Origin of the sequence: Micromonospora sp. NBC_01655, from assembly GCF_026339755.1 — a bacterium.
Lineage (GTDB): Bacteria > Actinomycetota > Actinomycetes > Mycobacteriales > Micromonosporaceae > Micromonospora.
Map to the genome: position 1 here is coordinate 1,966,631 of NZ_JAPEQF010000001.1, position 14,417 is coordinate 1,981,047.

General features: G+C 73.3%; 15 protein-coding genes. 12 read left to right on the forward strand and 3 right to left on the reverse strand.

Going from position 1 to position 14,417, the window contains the following annotated elements; genetic code table 11:
- Positions 1 to 912 precede the first annotated feature (912 nt).
- The gene (locus OOK41_RS09455; RefSeq protein WP_117670991.1) at positions 913 to 1,455 is read left to right on the forward strand and encodes an HNH endonuclease; all 543 of its coding nucleotides are present in this window, start codon (positions 913 to 915) and stop codon (positions 1,453 to 1,455) included.
- 67 nt (positions 1,456 to 1,522) lie between these two features.
- Here the strand turns inward: OOK41_RS09455 and OOK41_RS09460 are convergent, their stop codons facing one another.
- The 3 genes from OOK41_RS09460 to OOK41_RS09470 form a co-directional block, all read right to left on the reverse strand.
- Positions 1,523 to 2,362, reverse strand: coding sequence for a class F sortase (locus OOK41_RS09460; protein WP_266264014.1), 840 nt, complete (start codon positions 2,360 to 2,362; stop codon positions 1,523 to 1,525).
- A 10-nt stretch (positions 2,363 to 2,372) separates the two neighbouring features.
- On the reverse strand, positions 2,373 to 2,897 hold the full coding sequence (locus tag OOK41_RS09465) for a hypothetical protein (RefSeq protein WP_117670903.1): 525 nt from the start codon (positions 2,895 to 2,897) through the stop codon (positions 2,373 to 2,375).
- A 190-nt stretch (positions 2,898 to 3,087) separates the two neighbouring features.
- Positions 3,088 to 3,546 (reverse strand): Lrp/AsnC family transcriptional regulator, encoded by a 459-nt coding sequence (locus OOK41_RS09470; RefSeq protein WP_117670905.1) that lies wholly within the window; start codon positions 3,544 to 3,546, stop codon positions 3,088 to 3,090.
- A gap of 144 nt (positions 3,547 to 3,690) precedes the next feature.
- Between OOK41_RS09470 and OOK41_RS09475 the strand changes: the two genes are divergently transcribed.
- Genes OOK41_RS09475 through OOK41_RS09525 form a run of 11 tightly spaced genes read left to right on the forward strand, consistent with a single transcriptional unit; the run spans position 3,691 to position 14,399 of the window.
- Positions 3,691 to 4,593: a tryptophan 2,3-dioxygenase gene (locus OOK41_RS09475; protein WP_266264017.1), complete on the forward strand. Its 903-nt coding sequence runs from the start codon at positions 3,691 to 3,693 to the stop codon at positions 4,591 to 4,593.
- A gap of 14 nt (positions 4,594 to 4,607) precedes the next feature.
- Positions 4,608 to 5,909, forward strand: coding sequence for a kynureninase (gene kynU / locus OOK41_RS09480; RefSeq protein ID WP_266264018.1), 1,302 nt, complete (start codon positions 4,608 to 4,610; stop codon positions 5,907 to 5,909).
- Positions 5,906 to 7,243, forward strand: coding sequence for an NAD(P)/FAD-dependent oxidoreductase (locus OOK41_RS09485; protein ID WP_266264020.1), 1,338 nt, complete (start codon positions 5,906 to 5,908; stop codon positions 7,241 to 7,243). Before kynU ends, OOK41_RS09485 begins: the two co-directional genes overlap by 4 nt.
- 23 nt (positions 7,244 to 7,266) lie before the next feature.
- Positions 7,267 to 8,748, forward strand: a complete 1,482-nt coding sequence (locus tag OOK41_RS09490; RefSeq protein ID WP_117670995.1) for a 2-hydroxymuconic semialdehyde dehydrogenase — start codon at positions 7,267 to 7,269, stop codon at positions 8,746 to 8,748.
- Entirely contained in the window at positions 8,745 to 9,539 is a 795-nt protein-coding gene (locus tag OOK41_RS09495) for a 2-keto-4-pentenoate hydratase (protein WP_266264022.1), read from the forward strand. Before OOK41_RS09490 ends, OOK41_RS09495 begins: the two co-directional genes overlap by 4 nt.
- Complete coding sequence (locus tag OOK41_RS09500) at positions 9,536 to 10,522, forward strand: acetaldehyde dehydrogenase (acetylating) (RefSeq protein WP_266264023.1); 987 nt, start codon at positions 9,536 to 9,538, stop codon at positions 10,520 to 10,522. The genes OOK41_RS09495 and OOK41_RS09500 overlap by 4 nt, the downstream gene beginning before the upstream one ends.
- On the forward strand, positions 10,519 to 11,592 hold the full coding sequence (gene dmpG, locus OOK41_RS09505; protein ID WP_117670914.1) for a 4-hydroxy-2-oxovalerate aldolase: 1,074 nt from the start codon (positions 10,519 to 10,521) through the stop codon (positions 11,590 to 11,592). The genes OOK41_RS09500 and dmpG overlap by 4 nt, the downstream gene beginning before the upstream one ends.
- Positions 11,589 to 12,362: a 2-keto-4-pentenoate hydratase gene (locus tag OOK41_RS09510; protein ID WP_117670916.1), complete on the forward strand. Its 774-nt coding sequence runs from the start codon at positions 11,589 to 11,591 to the stop codon at positions 12,360 to 12,362. Before dmpG ends, OOK41_RS09510 begins: the two co-directional genes overlap by 4 nt.
- On the forward strand, positions 12,359 to 12,781 hold the full coding sequence (locus OOK41_RS09515) for a RidA family protein (RefSeq protein WP_117670918.1): 423 nt from the start codon (positions 12,359 to 12,361) through the stop codon (positions 12,779 to 12,781). Before OOK41_RS09510 ends, OOK41_RS09515 begins: the two co-directional genes overlap by 4 nt.
- Complete coding sequence (locus OOK41_RS09520) at positions 12,778 to 13,302, forward strand: 3-hydroxyanthranilate 3,4-dioxygenase (RefSeq protein ID WP_117670920.1); 525 nt, start codon at positions 12,778 to 12,780, stop codon at positions 13,300 to 13,302. Before OOK41_RS09515 ends, OOK41_RS09520 begins: the two co-directional genes overlap by 4 nt.
- On the forward strand, positions 13,302 to 14,399 hold the full coding sequence (locus tag OOK41_RS09525; RefSeq protein ID WP_266264028.1) for an amidohydrolase family protein: 1,098 nt from the start codon (positions 13,302 to 13,304) through the stop codon (positions 14,397 to 14,399). Before OOK41_RS09520 ends, OOK41_RS09525 begins: the two co-directional genes overlap by 1 nt.
- Positions 14,400 to 14,417: the final 18 nt, after the last annotated feature.

A 14,417-nucleotide genomic window follows, 5' to 3' on the forward strand; every position in this document is an offset into this window, starting at 1 on the left:
TGGGCGTACGCGATGCCGTGGCCTGGCTGGAGGGTGACGCGGGGCAGGGCCTTTGTCTGGTCGTGGGTGCGGTCCCCGGCCGGCAGGGGGACGGTGACCCAGGCGGAACTGTGGGCGGTGGTCGATGACATAGGGGTGGTGCCTATGGAGCTGAGTCGTTCACGTCATCACCGTCGGTCGGGCCACCACCGTTCGCGGTTACCCACCGCCCCGTCGGGTCGTGGCTGGCGGCGGGGTGTGGCTGATGTCGTATTCGACTCAGCTCCATAGGCACCGGAAGGCACACCTGCTGTGCAGCGGCGCCCACGCCAGGAACCCCCAGACTCCGTGACCGAAGCGCTCCCGCCCGAATCTTTGCCACCGCCGTGGGTGTCGAGGACGTGTCGGGCAGGCTGTCTTCCCACGCATGAGGCGGTGGGGGGCGGTGGCCGGTGGGTAGGAGGATCCGGTAAGCGCTGCGGCGGGCGATCGTGGCGCTGTTCTCGTCGGGGTCGGCCACGTCATGGAACTGATCACCGGATTCGCCACCGAATCCAAGATCCGGCACCCGGCTTGCCCCTTCAAGGCAGCATGACGGGGCACTATTGATCTTGAGTTAACTTGATCAAGTTTACCAAGTTCAATGCATAATCATGATCATCGGGCCCGGATCCAGCACAACTGAGATCGAAAACGGGGGTGATACGTCGCGCGGCGCTGAGGGGTCCCGCCCTGCTCAGGGGTCAGATCGGTCCGGTTCCGGGTGTTGCCCAGCCGGCTTCCGACATTAGTACGTGCAATCCGGGGTCGTATCAGGGACGATTGGCGCAACGGACGTCGGTGATCCTGCCGGCGTCGGACGTGGTTCCGCCGTGCGCGGGCACGCCCGGCGCGCCCGGCGGTGGGAGCGGCTGGACCGGGAGGGTGAGCTCGATGCCTGACATACGACCCACGGTGGGCTCCGGCGCGCTGGTTCTCAACGCCACCTACGAGCCGCTGTGTGTCGTGTCGGTGCGTCGCGCCGCGATCCTCGTCCTCTCCGCCAAGGCCGTCTGCGTGGCCGACGGCGAGGGCGTGTTGCACAGTGCCCGCAACGCGCTCCCGGTGCCGTCGGTGGTCCGGCTCACGCGGTTCGTCCGGGTTCCCTACCGTGCCCACGTCGGGCTCTCCCGCCGGGCGATCTTCGCCCGGGACGGCTGGCGGTGCGCGTACTGCCGGGGCCCGGCGGAGACCATCGACCACGTGTTCCCGCGCAGCCGGGGCGGCCGGCACGCCTGGGAGAACGTTGTGGCGGCGTGCGGCCGGTGCAACCACACCAAGGGCGACAAGACCCCGGCCGAACTCGGCTGGCGGCTGCACTCGCCGCCCGCCGTCCCGAAGGGGACGGCCTGGCGGGTGCTCGGCCACCGCACCCCCGACCCGCGCTGGGCCGACTGGCTCGACCTGTGCGAGCCCGAGACCGAGGTTGCGGCCTGAGCGGTGCCGGGGCCGGAAACGGCGCTCCGTCGGCCGGGAGCCGGGAACGGCGGCCTGAGCGGCGCTCTCACTCGTGGCGGGCCTTCACCAGGGACGCGTACACCACCACGTTGTCGGCGTATCCGGTCTCCCCGCCGACCCACCGGCCGCCGCAGGTGATCAGGCGCAGCCTGGGTCGGGTGAAGTCGCCGTATACCTCGCCCACCGGCAGTTCGTCCTTGTCGTAGCGGTGCACCGAGTCGACCTCGAACACCGCCACCGAGCGGTCCGCCCGGTGGACCTCGACCCGGTCGCCGGGGCGCAGCTCCTTCAGGCCGTGGAAGACCGCCGGCCCGGTCCGGGTGTCGACGTGGCCGACGATCACCGCCGGGCCGTACTGGCCGGGGGTCGGCCCCTGGTCGTACCAGCCGGCCTCCTGGGCGCGGGCGGCGTCGGGCACCCCGATGCTGCCGTCCGCTGCGATGCCGACGTCGTGCACCGGGGCGTCCAGGTCGATCGGGTCGCTGCTGATGGCGACCGGCCGGCTGGCCGGCAGCACCGGGAACTTCTTCGGCGGGGGCCGCAGCCCGGCGACGAACCGGTCCGGCAGCACGCTGTGCCCGGTCACCCGCTCGACGCCGAGCATGGTCACGATCAGCGCCATCAGGGCGGCGATGACCAGCACCGGGGCGCCGGGACCCCGGCCGGCCAGCCGCCACCGGGCCGCGCCCGGCCCGCCCCGGCCCGGGGCGACGGCCACCGGGCGGGTGTCCGGGTCGACCGTGGCGACGCTGGCCGAGAAGACCTGCCCGGCGGCCCGGGCGGCCCGGCCGCACCCCCGGGCCACCAGCCGGACCCCCGTCCGGAACCGGCCGGCGGTGCGGCGCGGCCTCCGGGCCGAGTCGGCACGCGTACGTCGGCGGGCCATGGCGACCTCGTCAGGAACGCGTCCCGGTACGCCGACGCGAGCCGAACGCCCCGAACCCGGCGGCCACGGCCGCCACCGCGAGGCCGCCCACGAGCAGCAGCGAGCCGGCGCCCCGGTCGCCGCCGGCCGTGCCGCCGCCACCGGTGTTGGGCCCCTTGCTCGGCTGGGCCATGTTCAGCACGTTGAGTGTGGTGGTCGCGGTGCCGCCGTTGCGGCAGCGCAGCTCGACGGGGTAGTCGCCGGGCTGCTTGTTGCCCGGGACGGTGACCGTTCCGGTCAGGAAGCCGTTGTCGGGCCGGAGCACGACCCGGCCGAAGGCGTCGGACTGCACGTCCGCCTGCCGGTTGTTGTCGTTGTCGCAGCTCGCCCGGATGCTGACCCGGCTGCCGGCCTGCACGCTGTTCGGCGTGACCTCGACGAAGGTGTTCTCCCCGGCCCGTGCCGGCGCGACCGTGGCCAGGACGAACGCTCCGACCAGGCCGAACACGGTCAGCACGGCCGACAGGACGCGATGTGACGCGGTGAGCCCCCGCATGATTCCCCCCTCCCGGTGCCGGGCACCGGAATCCTCCCCCGGGTAGTCCGTCCTGCATTCCCCACGGGGTCGGGGCAAACCCGCCGTCGGCGGCGCGGCGGGCCGGGATGCCGACCGGGTGCGGTCCGGGGCGCGGGGCGCCACTCGGTTCTGATGACGCAGACGACTCAGCTCCATAGGCGGGCGGGCGCTACCGCTGGGCGGGCGGCTCGCCGTCCAGCAGGGTGACGGGGTGCCAGTCGAGGGGGGTGGACAGCACCATGGTGCTCGACGGCTGGCCGTACGGGGCGAGCCGGTCGATCACCCGCTCGAACTCGCCGATCGACCCGGTCGCGACCTTGAGCATGCTGCACGCGTCGCCGGTGATCCGGTGGATCTCCAGGATCTCCGGCCAGTGCGTCACCTCCGGGTCGTGCAGGATGCAGCGGGACCCGTAGCAGGACATCCGGATCAGGGCGACCACGGAGCGGCCGGCCCGGGCCAGGTCGACGTGGGCGCGGTAGCCGGTGATCACCCCCGACTCCTCCAGCCGGCGGACCCGCTCGGCCACCGCCGGTGGCGACAGGTGTACCCGGCGGGACAGCTCGCTGAACGACAACCGGGCGTCGGCCTGGAGCTCGCGCAGCAGGGCCCAGTCCATGTGGTCCACGCCTGACCTTCCTTCCCGAAACCCCGAAGGGGTGTTCGCCTTTGTCGTCGCAGGTCGGAGGCCAGTAGTGCCGTCGATCCGGCATTCCATTCGCCCCTTCACCAGGGCACCATGACGTTACCCGGCTGATGGAGGAGACGACAGGTGGAGCAGACGGACCTGCGGGCCCCCGCGCTGGCCGCGGCGGTTCGTCCGGCGACCCCGCAGCAGCGGGCGGCCCGGGCGGCCCGCAACGGCGGCGAACCGACGCTGGAGTTCGCCGAGCGGGTGCCCTACGACGCGTATGTGCACGCCAGCACCCTGCACGGGTTGCAGCAGCCGCTCAGCGACGACCCGGGCGAGATGTCCTTCCTGATGGTCAGCCAGATCATGGAGCTGTACTTCGGGCTGACCTGCCACGAGCTGCGCGAGGCGCAGCGCTGCCTGCGCGCCGACCGGGTCTGGGAAGCGCTGGCCCCGCTGCGCCGTGCGGCCATGCACCTGGAAGGGCTCAACGCGGCCTGGAAGGGGCTGCGCTGGATGACCCCGGCCGACTTCAACCGGTTCCGCAACCTGCTCGGCGAGGGCTCCGGCTTCCAGTCGGCGATGTACCGGCACCTGGAGTTCCTGCTCGGCCTGCGCGACGTGACCCTGATCCGGCCGTTCCGCCGGCAGGCCGAGGTGCACGCCGAGCTGCGCGACACGCTGGCCGCCCCGAGCGTCTGGGACGACGTGGTCGCCCTGCTGGCCCGGCGTGGCTTCGACGTCCCCGGCGAGGTGCTGGAGCGGGACGTCGCCGAGGAGCACCGGCCGGACCCGGCCGTGGAGGCCGCCTGGGTGGCCGTGTACGGCGACGACGGCCCGGACAACCACCTGCGCCTGCTCGGCGAGGCGCTGGCCGAGGTGGCCGAGCAGTTCGGCGACTGGCGGTGGAACCACGTCAAGGCGGTGCAGCGGGCGATGGGCGCCAAGGTCGGCAGCGGCGGCTCGGCCGGCCTCGCCTGGTTGCAGCGCAGCATGGCCCGGGTGGTCTTCCCGGAGCTGTGGTCGGCCCGGACGGCGATGTGAACGAGGAGCACGACATGAACACGCAGGAGCGGGACGCGACGCGCCCCTCGGAGCAGGAGGCGCACCGCCTCGACCAGGCCGATCCCGGGCACCGGCAGCTGTTCCACGTGCCGCCGGCCGACGGCGGGCGCTACCCGGAGGCCGCGTACCTGGCCGGCAACTCGCTCGGCCTGCAACCCCGGGCCACCCGGGGCGAGCTGCTCGCCGACCTGGACGCGTGGGGCCGGCTCGGCGTCGAGGGGCACCTGGAGGCGGACCGGCCCTGGCTGCCGTACCACGAGCTGTTGACCGGGCCGGTCGCGCGACTGGTCGGCGCCCGGCCCGCGGAGGCCGTGGTGATGAACTCCCTCACGGTCAACCTGCACCTGTTGATGGTCGGCTTCTACCGGCCGGCGGGCAGGCGGACCCGGATCGTCATCGAGGACAGCGCCTTCCCCTCGGACAGCTACGCGGTGCGCAGCCAGGCCCGCCTCCACGGCCTCGACCCCGACACCGCCGTGGTCCGCCTGCGCCCGCGCGACGGCGAGGAGACCCTGCGCACCGCCGACGTGCTGGACTTCCTGGCCGCCGAGGGCGACACCGTCGCGCTGGTGCTGCTCGGTGGGGTCAACTACCTCACCGGCGAGCTGATGGACATCCCCGCGATCACCGCCGCGGGCCGGGCCGCCGGGGCGGTGGTCGGCTGGGACCTGGCACACGCGGCCGGAAACGTCCCACTGGCGCTGCACGACTGGGACGTCGACTTCGCGGCCTGGTGCTCCTACAAGTACCTCAACTCCGGCCCGGGCGCGCTGGCCGGCGTCTTTGTCCACGAGCGCCACCTCGGCCGGGCCGACCTGATCCGCTTCGAGGGCTGGTGGAGCACCGAGGCGGCCACCCGGTTCGAGATGGCCCCGGTGTCCCGGCCGCCGGCCACCGCGGAGGCGTGGCAGGTCTCCAACCCGCCGATCTTCGCAATGGGCCCGGTGCGGACCTCGCTGGAGCTGTTCGACTCGGTCGGCATGCCGGCGCTGCGGGAGCGCAGCGTGCGGCTCACCGGATACCTGGAGCGGCTGCTCGACGAGGTCACCGCCGACCGGCCGCTGCGGGTGGTCACCCCGCGCGAGCCGGAGCGCCGGGGCTGCCAGCTCTCGCTGCGTATCGGCGCGGGCAGTGCGGGCGAGCTGACCAAGCGGCTGCGGCACGAGCACGGCGTGATCGCCGACGCCCGGGAGCCGGACGTCGTCCGGTTCGCCCCGGTGCCGCTGTATTCGACGTACCACGACTGCTGGCGGGTCGCCGACGCGCTGGCCGCGACCGTGGAAAGGCATTCATGAACGCGGAACGGGACGAGATCGCCGTCGTCGGGGCCGGGCTCGCCGGCTGCCTGCTGGCCTGCTTCCTGGCCCGGCGCGGGTACCGGGTGGCGCTCTACGAGCGGCGGCCCGACCCGCGCACCGGGAAGGCCGAGCGGGGCCGCTCGATCAACCTGGCGCTGTCCGAGCGCGGGCTCGACGCGCTGCGCCGGATCGGCCTGGACGGCCAGGTGATGGCGGACGCGCTGCCGATGCGCGGCCGGATGATCCACCCGGTCGCGGGGGAGCCGCAGTTCCAGTCGTACAGCGCCGCGGGGGACCTGGCGATCAACTCGATCAGCCGGGGCGCGCTGAACAACGCCCTGCTCACCGCCGCCACCACGCTGCCCGGGGTGCGTGTCGCGTTCGACCACCGGCTCGTCGGGCTCGACCCGATCACCGGGGAGATGGCCTTCGAGACGCCGCAGGGCAAGGTCACGGCCACCGCGCCGGTCGTCCTCGGCGCCGACGGGGCGGGCTCGGCGGTGCGCGGGCAACTCCTCGCGTACGGGGCGCTGAGTGAGAGCCTCGACTTCCTCGACTACGGCTACAAGGAGCTGACCATCCCGGCGCTCGGCGGCGAGTTCGCCCTCGACCCGGCGGCGCTGCACATCTGGCCGCGCGGCACCTCGATGATGATCGCCCTGCCCAACCCGGACCGCTCCTTCACCTGCACGCTGTTCTGGCCCACCCACGGCACCGCGAGCTTCGCCTCGCTGAGCAGCCCGGCGGCGATCGAGCGGCACTTCGCCACCCACTACCCGGACCTGGTCCCGCTCGCCCCCAACCTGGTCGACGACTACCAGCACAACCCGATCGGGGTGCTCGGCACGGTCCGCTGCGCCCCGTGGCAGGCGAACGGGCGGGTCGGCCTCGTCGGCGACGCCGCGCACGCCATCGTGCCCTTCTACGGCCAGGGCGCGAACTGCGCCTTCGAGGACGTGGTGGTGCTCGACCACTGCCTCGACGAGTGCGGCGACGACTGGGCGGCGGCGCTGCCGCTGTTCCAGGCGCGGCGGCAGGACGACACGGAGGCGATCGCCCGGATGGCGCTGACCAACTTCGTGGAGATGCGCGACAAGGTGGCCTCCCCGGTGTTCCAGGCCCGGCGCGGGCTGGACCACACGCTGGAGCGGGCCCTGCCCGGCCGGTACGTCTCGCAGTACGAGCTGGTCTCCTTCTCCACCACCCCGTACGCGCAGGTGCGGCGGCGGGTCCGCCGCCAGCAGGCGGTGCTCGGCGCGGTGGCCGCCACGGCGGCGACGCTGCTGGTCGGCGCGGTCGGCGCGGCACTCGCCCGGGGGTGGCGGCGATGAGCGTGACCTGGGATCCCGGCCTGATGGCCGGGCGGGCGACCCGCGGGCCGGGGCTGCTGCGGCACTTCGTGGGCGGGGAGTTCGTCGCCGCCGGCCGGCGGTTCACCAAGCGGAGTCCCGTGACGGGGGAGCCGGTGTTCGAGGTGGTGGAGGCCGATCGGTCGACGGTGGACGACGCGGTGGCCGCCGCCCGGGCGGCGCTGCGTGGGCCGTGGGGCCGGATGGGTGAGCGGGAGCGCGCCGAGGTGCTGCGCCGGGTCGCCGACGAGTTGGAGCGCCGGTTCGACGACCTGGTGACGGCCGAGGTGGCGGACACGGGTAAGTCGATCTCGCAGGCCCGGACGCTGGACGTTCCGCGTGGGGCGGCGAACTTCCGGGCGTTCGCGGAGATCGTGGCGACGGCGCCGACGGAGTCGTTCACCACGGTCACCCCGTCCGGCGGGCGGGCGTTGAACTACGCGGTGCGAAAGCCGGTGGGTGTGGTCGCGGTGGTGGTGCCGTGGAACCTGCCGCTGCTGTTGCTGACGTGGAAGGTAGCTCCGGCGTTGGCCTGCGGCAACGCGGTGGTGGTCAAGCCGAGTGAGGAGACGCCCGCTTCGGCGACCCTGCTGGCCGAGGTGATGGCGGCGGCTGGGGTGCCGGACGGGGTGTTCAACCTGGTGCACGGGTTCGGCCCGGATTCGGCGGGGGAGTTCCTGACCCGGCACCCGGGGGTGGACGCCATCACCTTCACCGGTGAGTCGTCGACCGGCGGGGCGATCATGCGGGCGGCGGCGGACGGGGTGAAGGCGGTCTCGTTCGAGCTGGGCGGGAAGAACGCCGGCCTGGTCTTCGCCGACGCCGACCTGGACGCGGCGGTCGCGGGTTCGGTGCGGTCGAGCTTCACCAACGGCGGCCAGGTCTGCCTGTGCACGGAACGGATCTACGTGCAGCGCCCGGTGTTCGACGAGTTCGTCGAGCGGTTGGCGAAGGCCGCCGACGGCCTGGCGTACGGGTGGCCGGCGGACGAGGCGACCGTGAACATGCCACTGATCTCCCAGCAGCACCGCAGGAAGGTGCTCGGCTACCACGACCTGGCCCGCGCCGAGGGCGCGCAGGTGCTCGCGGGGGGCGGCCGGCCCACGTTCGGCGACGCCCGCGACGGTGGCGCGTACGTGCGGCCGACCGTGCTCACCGGCCTCGGTCCGGATGCCCGGACCAACCGGGAGGAGATCTTCGGGCCGGTGGTGCACGTGGCTCCGTTCGACGTCGAGGAGGAGGCGTACGCGCTGGCCAACGGCTCGGAGTACGGCCTGGCGGCGACGGTGTGGACCCGGGACGTGGGTCGGGCGCACCGGGCGGGGGCACGGCTGGACGCCGGGATCGTCTGGGTCAACACGTGGTTTTTGCGGGACCTGCGCACCCCGTTCGGCGGGGTGAAGGCGTCCGGCATCGGTCGGGAGGGCGGCGTGCACTCCCTGGACTTCTACTCCGAACTCACCAACGTCTGCGTGGACCTGACATGACCGACATCGAGTTGGCCGCCGGCGAGCTGCTCCAGGCCCGCGAGTCCGGCAAACCCTGCCCGCCGCTGCGCGGCCGGCTGCTGCCCGAGGGGGACGTCGCCTCGGCGTACCGGGTGCAGCAGCACCAGGTCCGGCGGTGGCTGGACGCCGGGCACCGCCGGACCGGCGCGAAGATCGGCCTGACCTCTCGGGCGGTGCAGGAGAACCTCGGGGTGCACCAGCCCGACTTCGGGGTGCTGCTGGACAGCATGGCGGTGCCCGACGGTGACGAGATCGCGACGGACCGGCTGCTCCAGCCCCGGGTCGAGGCGGAGATCGCCTTCGTGCTCGGTGCGGACCTGCCCGAGGAGCGGGTCACCACCGTCGACGTCATTCGGGCGGTCGACCACCTGCTGCCGGCCATCGAGATCGTCGACTCCCGGGTCGCGGGCTGGGACATCTCCATCGTGGACACCGTCGCCGACAACGCCTCCAGCGGCCTGTTCGTGCTCGGCACCACGCCCCGCCGGCTGGCCGACGTGGACCTGCGGCTGGCCGGCATGGTCCTCGAACACGCCGGGGAACCGGTCTCGGTCGGCGCCGCGGCGGCCTGCATGGGCAACCCACTGCACGCGGTGGCCTGGCTCGCGCAGACCATGGCCCGATCCGGTGACCCGCTGCGGACCGGGGACGTGGTGCTCTCGGGAGCGCTCGGCCCGATGGTGCCGGTCACTCCCGGCGCCTCGTACGAGGCGCGGATCTCCGGGCTCGGTTCGGTCCGGGCCTGTTTCTCGAAGGGGGACGCGGCATGAGCGTCGGGGTGGCGGTGCTCGGTTCCGGCAACATCGGGACCGACTTGATGATCAAGGTGTTGCGGCGCAGCGGCAGCCCTGACGGGCCGCTGCGGGACTCCGCTTCGCCGCGTTCCGCGCCCTCCCCGGGGAGCCTGCGGATGGTGGCGATGGCCGGTATCGACCCGGACTCCGAGGGGCTGGCCCGGGCCCGCCGGCTCGGCGTGGCGACCACCGCCGAGGGCGTCGACGGCCTGGTGGCGCTGCCCGGGTTCGCGGACGTGGAGTTGGTCTTCGACGCCACGTCGGCCGGCGCGCACCGGCGCCACGACGAGGTGCTGCGCGCCCTCGGCCGGACGGTGGTGGACCTGACCCCGGCGGCGATCGGCCCGTACGTGGTGCCGCCGGTCAACCTGGACGAGCACCTGCACGAACCCAACGTGAACATGGTGACCTGCGGCGGTCAGGCCACCGTGCCGATCGTGGCCGCGGTCGGTCGGGTGACGGCGGTGGCATACGGCGAGATCGTCGCCTCGATCGCCTCGAAGTCGGCCGGACCGGGCACCCGGGCCAACATCGACGAGTTCACCGAGACGACCGCGCGGGCGATCGAGGTGGTCGGTGGCGCGGGGCGGGGGAAGGCGATCATCGTGCTGAATCCGGCCGACCCGCCGCTGATGATGCGGGACACGGTCTACTGCCTGTGCCCGGACGCCGACGCCGACCGGGATGCGATCGCCGGATCGGTGGCGCAGATGGTGGCGACGGTGCAGGAGTACGTCCCGGGGTACCGGCTCAAGCAGGACGTGCAGTTCGACCCGGTCGACGCGTACGTGCCGGCGCTGGGCCGGCACCTCACCGGGCTCCAGGTGTCGGTGTTCCTGGAGGTGTCCGGGGCCGGGCACCACCTTCCGGCGTACGCCGGGAACCTGGACATCATGACCTCGGCCGCGCTGCGCACCGCCGAGCGGCTGGTCGCCCTGCGCAAGGTGGTGACCGCATGACCGACCTGTACGTGCAGGACGTGACCCTACGCGACGGCATGCACGCCGTCGCCCACCGGTACACCGTCGACCAGGTGCGCACCATCGCCGCCGCGCTCGACGCGGCCGGGGTGGCCGCGATCGAGGTGGCGCACGGCGACGGGCTGGCCGGGTCCAGCGTCAACTACGGCCACGGCGCGGCCAGCGACGCCGACTGGATCTCCGCCGCCGCCGAGGTGCTGACCAGCGCGCGGCTGACCACCCTGCTGCTGCCCGGGATCGGCACCATCGCCGACCTGAGGGCGGCGAAGGCGCTGGGGGTGACCAGCGTCCGGATCGCCACCCACTGCACCGAGGCCGACATCTCCGCCCAGCACATCTCCTGGGCCCGGGAGAACGGCATGGACGTGTCCGGGTTCCTGATGATGTCGCACATGAACGACCCGGCCGGGCTGGCCGCCCAGGCCAGGCTGATGGAGTCGTACGGCGCGCACTGCGTCTACGTGACCGACTCCGGCGGCCGGTTGCTGATGTCCGACGTGGCCGAGCGGATCGACGCGTACCGGCAGGTCCTCGAACCGGAGACGCAGATCGGCATCCACGCCCACCACAACCTGTCGTTGGGGGTGGCCAACAGCGTGGTCGCCGTCGAGCACGGCCGGATCGCCGGTGCCGCCCCGGCCGGCCCGGACGCCCCGCACGGGCGCACGGTGCGGGTGGACGCGTCCCTGGCCGGGATGGGCGCCGGGGCCGGCAACGCGCCGCTGGAGGTGTTCGTCGCGGTCGCCGAGCTGCACGGCTGGAAGCACGGCTGCGACGTGTTCGCGTTGATGGACGCGGCCGACGAGATCGTCCGGCCGCTCCAGGACCGGCCGGTCCAGGTCGACCGGGAGACGCTCTCCCTCGGGTACGCGGGGGTCTACTCCAGCTTCCTGCGGCACGCCGAGCGTGCCTCGGCGAAGTACGGGGTGGACGTCCGGTCGATCCTGGTGGAGTTGGGCCGGCGGCGGATGGTCGGCGGCCAGGAGGACATGATCGTGGACGTGGCGTTGGACCTCGCGGGCCGGCGTGGGCAGGAGGAGGTCGCGTGATCGGGGTGGACACCGCCGGCGTCGCCGGCCGGCTGGGGACGGCGGCCGACACGGCCACCGCGATACCGCAGCTCGCCGCCGAGATCGGCCTGGACGCCGACGGCGCGTACGCGGTGCAGACCGCGCTCGTGCAGCGCCGGCTGGACCGGGGCGAGCGCCTGGTCGGGCTGAAGATGGGGCTGACCAGCCGGGCGAAGATGGCCCAGGTCGGGGTGGACGAGGTGATCTGGGGCCGGCTCACCGACGTGATGCGGGTCCCCGACGGCGGCGCCGTCGATGTCGCCGACTTCATCCACCCCCGGGTCGAGCCGGAGGTGGCGTTCCTGCTGGACCGGCTGCCCGAGCCGGGCGAGCCGGTCGGCGCGTTCACCGACGCGGTACGCGCGGTGGCCCCGGCGATCGAGCTGATCGACTCCCGGTACGCCGACTTCACCTTCTCCCTGCCCGACGTCATCGCCGACAACGCCTCCGCCGCCGCGTTCACCGTCGGAGCCTGGTCGCCGGTCCCGGACGGGCTGGACAACCTCGGCGTGCTCCTTGAGATCGACGGCCGGGTCGCCCAGGTCGGCTCGACCGCCGCGATCCTCGGCGACCCCCGCCGGACCCTCGACGAGGGGCTCCGCCTCGCCGGCCGGCACGGCGTGCGGCTCCGCTCCGGCTGGGTCTTCCTGGCCGGAGCCGCCACCGCCGCCGTGCCGCTACGCCCCGGCGCCCACGTCCGCGCCGTGGTGGAGAAGCTCGGCACCGCGTCGCTGCGGGCGTCGTCGTGACCGCCCGCGTGGTCGCCGGCAAGGCCGTGCCGCGCGGGGCGTTTCCGCACGTCAAGGTCGCGGGCGGGTTCGTCTTCGTCTCCGGTACGTCGTCCCGGCGGCCGGACAACACCTTCGCCGGCGTGTCGGTGGACGAGTTCGGCACGACCGACCTCGACATCCGGGCGCAGACCCGGGCCGTGATCGGGAACATCCGGGACGTGCTGCGGTCGGTCGGCGCCGACCTGCCCGACCTGGTGCAGGTGACGTCGTACCTGGTCAACATGAACGACTTCGGTGGCTACAACGAGGTGTGGGCGGAGTTCTTCGACGCCACCGGGCCGACCCGGACGACCGTCGCGGTGCACCAGCTTCCGCACCCACACCTGCTCGTCGAGATGCAAGCCGTGGCACTTCTTCCGCCGGGAGGTCAGTCGTGAGTGAGATCGCCGAGCCGTTCAGCTTCCCCGGGTGGGTCGCCGAGAACCAGCACCTGCTGAAGCCGCCGGTGGGCAACCGGGAGATGTTCCCCGGCGGGGACGACTTCATCGTGATGGTGGTGGGCGGGCCGAACCAGCGCACCGACTTCCACGTCGACCCGTACGAGGAGTTCTTCTACCAGGTCAAGGGCAACATGCACATCAACCTGATGACCCCGCAGGGGCCGCGTACGGTGCACGTGCGCGAGGGCCAGATGTGGATGCTGCCGCGCGACACCCCGCACTCGCCGCAGCGTCCCGAGGCCGGCTCGATCGGCGTGGTGGTCGAACGGGTCCGCGAGGAGGGCACGCTGGAGAAGTTCCAGTGGTACTGCCCGGAGTGCGGGCACAAGGTGCACGAGGTGGAGTTGCAGGTCCGCGACATCGCCGCCGACCTGCCCCCGGTGTTCGGCGCGTTCTACGCCGACGAGGCCGCCCGCACCTGCGGCGAGTGCGGCACGCTGCACCCGGGCAAGGGCTGATGGGGGCGTCCGCCGGGCGGCCGGTGGTGGACGTGCACACGCACGTCGTACCGAAGGGGTGGCCGGACCTCGGCGCGGCGTGCGGCGGGTCCGGCTGGCCCTGGCTGCGGGTCGACTCCGAGCGGGCCGCCATGATCATGGTGGGGGAGACGGAGTTCCGGCCGGTCGGCGCGCAGTGCTGGGACGCGCCGAGCCGGCTGGCCGACATGGCCGCCGACGGGATCGACGTGCAGGTGGTGTCCCCGACCCCGGTCTTCTTCAGCTACGACCGCCCCGCCGACCAGGCGGTGAAGGTGGCCCGGATCTTCAACGACCTCACCCTGGAGGTCACCGCCGCCGGCGGCGACCGGCTGGTGCCGTTCTGCCAGGTGCCGTTGCAGGACCCGGACGCGGCCTGCGCCGAACTGGACCGCTGCCTCGCGGCCGGGCACGTCGGGGTGGAGATCGGCAACCACGTCGGCGACCGGGACCTCGACGACGCGGGCGTGGTCACCTTCCTCCAGCACTGCGCCGAGGTCGGCGCGCCGGTCTTCGTGCACCCCTGGGACATGCCGGGCGGGCCCCGGCTGGACCGGTGGATGGCCCGCTGGCTGACCGGGATGCCCGCCGAGACGCACCTGTCGGTGCTGGCGCTGATCCTCGGCGGCGTGTTCGACCGGGTGCCGGAGTCGCTGCGGATCTGCTTCGCGCACGGTGGCGGGAGCTTCCCGTTCTGGCTGGGTCGTGCCGACAACGCCTGGCACCGCCGGGGCGACCTGGTCCGGGGCGCGTCCGCCGCGCCGCCCAGCGGGTACGTCGACCGGTTCTGTGTGGACTCGGTGGTGTTCGAACCGGCGGCGCTGCGGCTGCTGGTGGACACCATGGGCGAGGACCGGGTGCTGGTCGGCAGCGACTACCCGTACCCGCTGGGGGAGCGCCCGGCCGGGCGGGTGGTCCGCGAGGCGGACTTCCTCACGGCGCGGCAGCGCGACAAGCTGCTGTCCGCCAACGCCCTGCGCTTCCTCGGCATCGACCGGCGGGTGGCCGCCCGGGAGCTGCCGCCGGTCGGCCGCGACCGGGCCGGCGCGCCCGACGACGACCGGTCCCCGGCGCGTTGACCGGCCGTGTCGGACGGC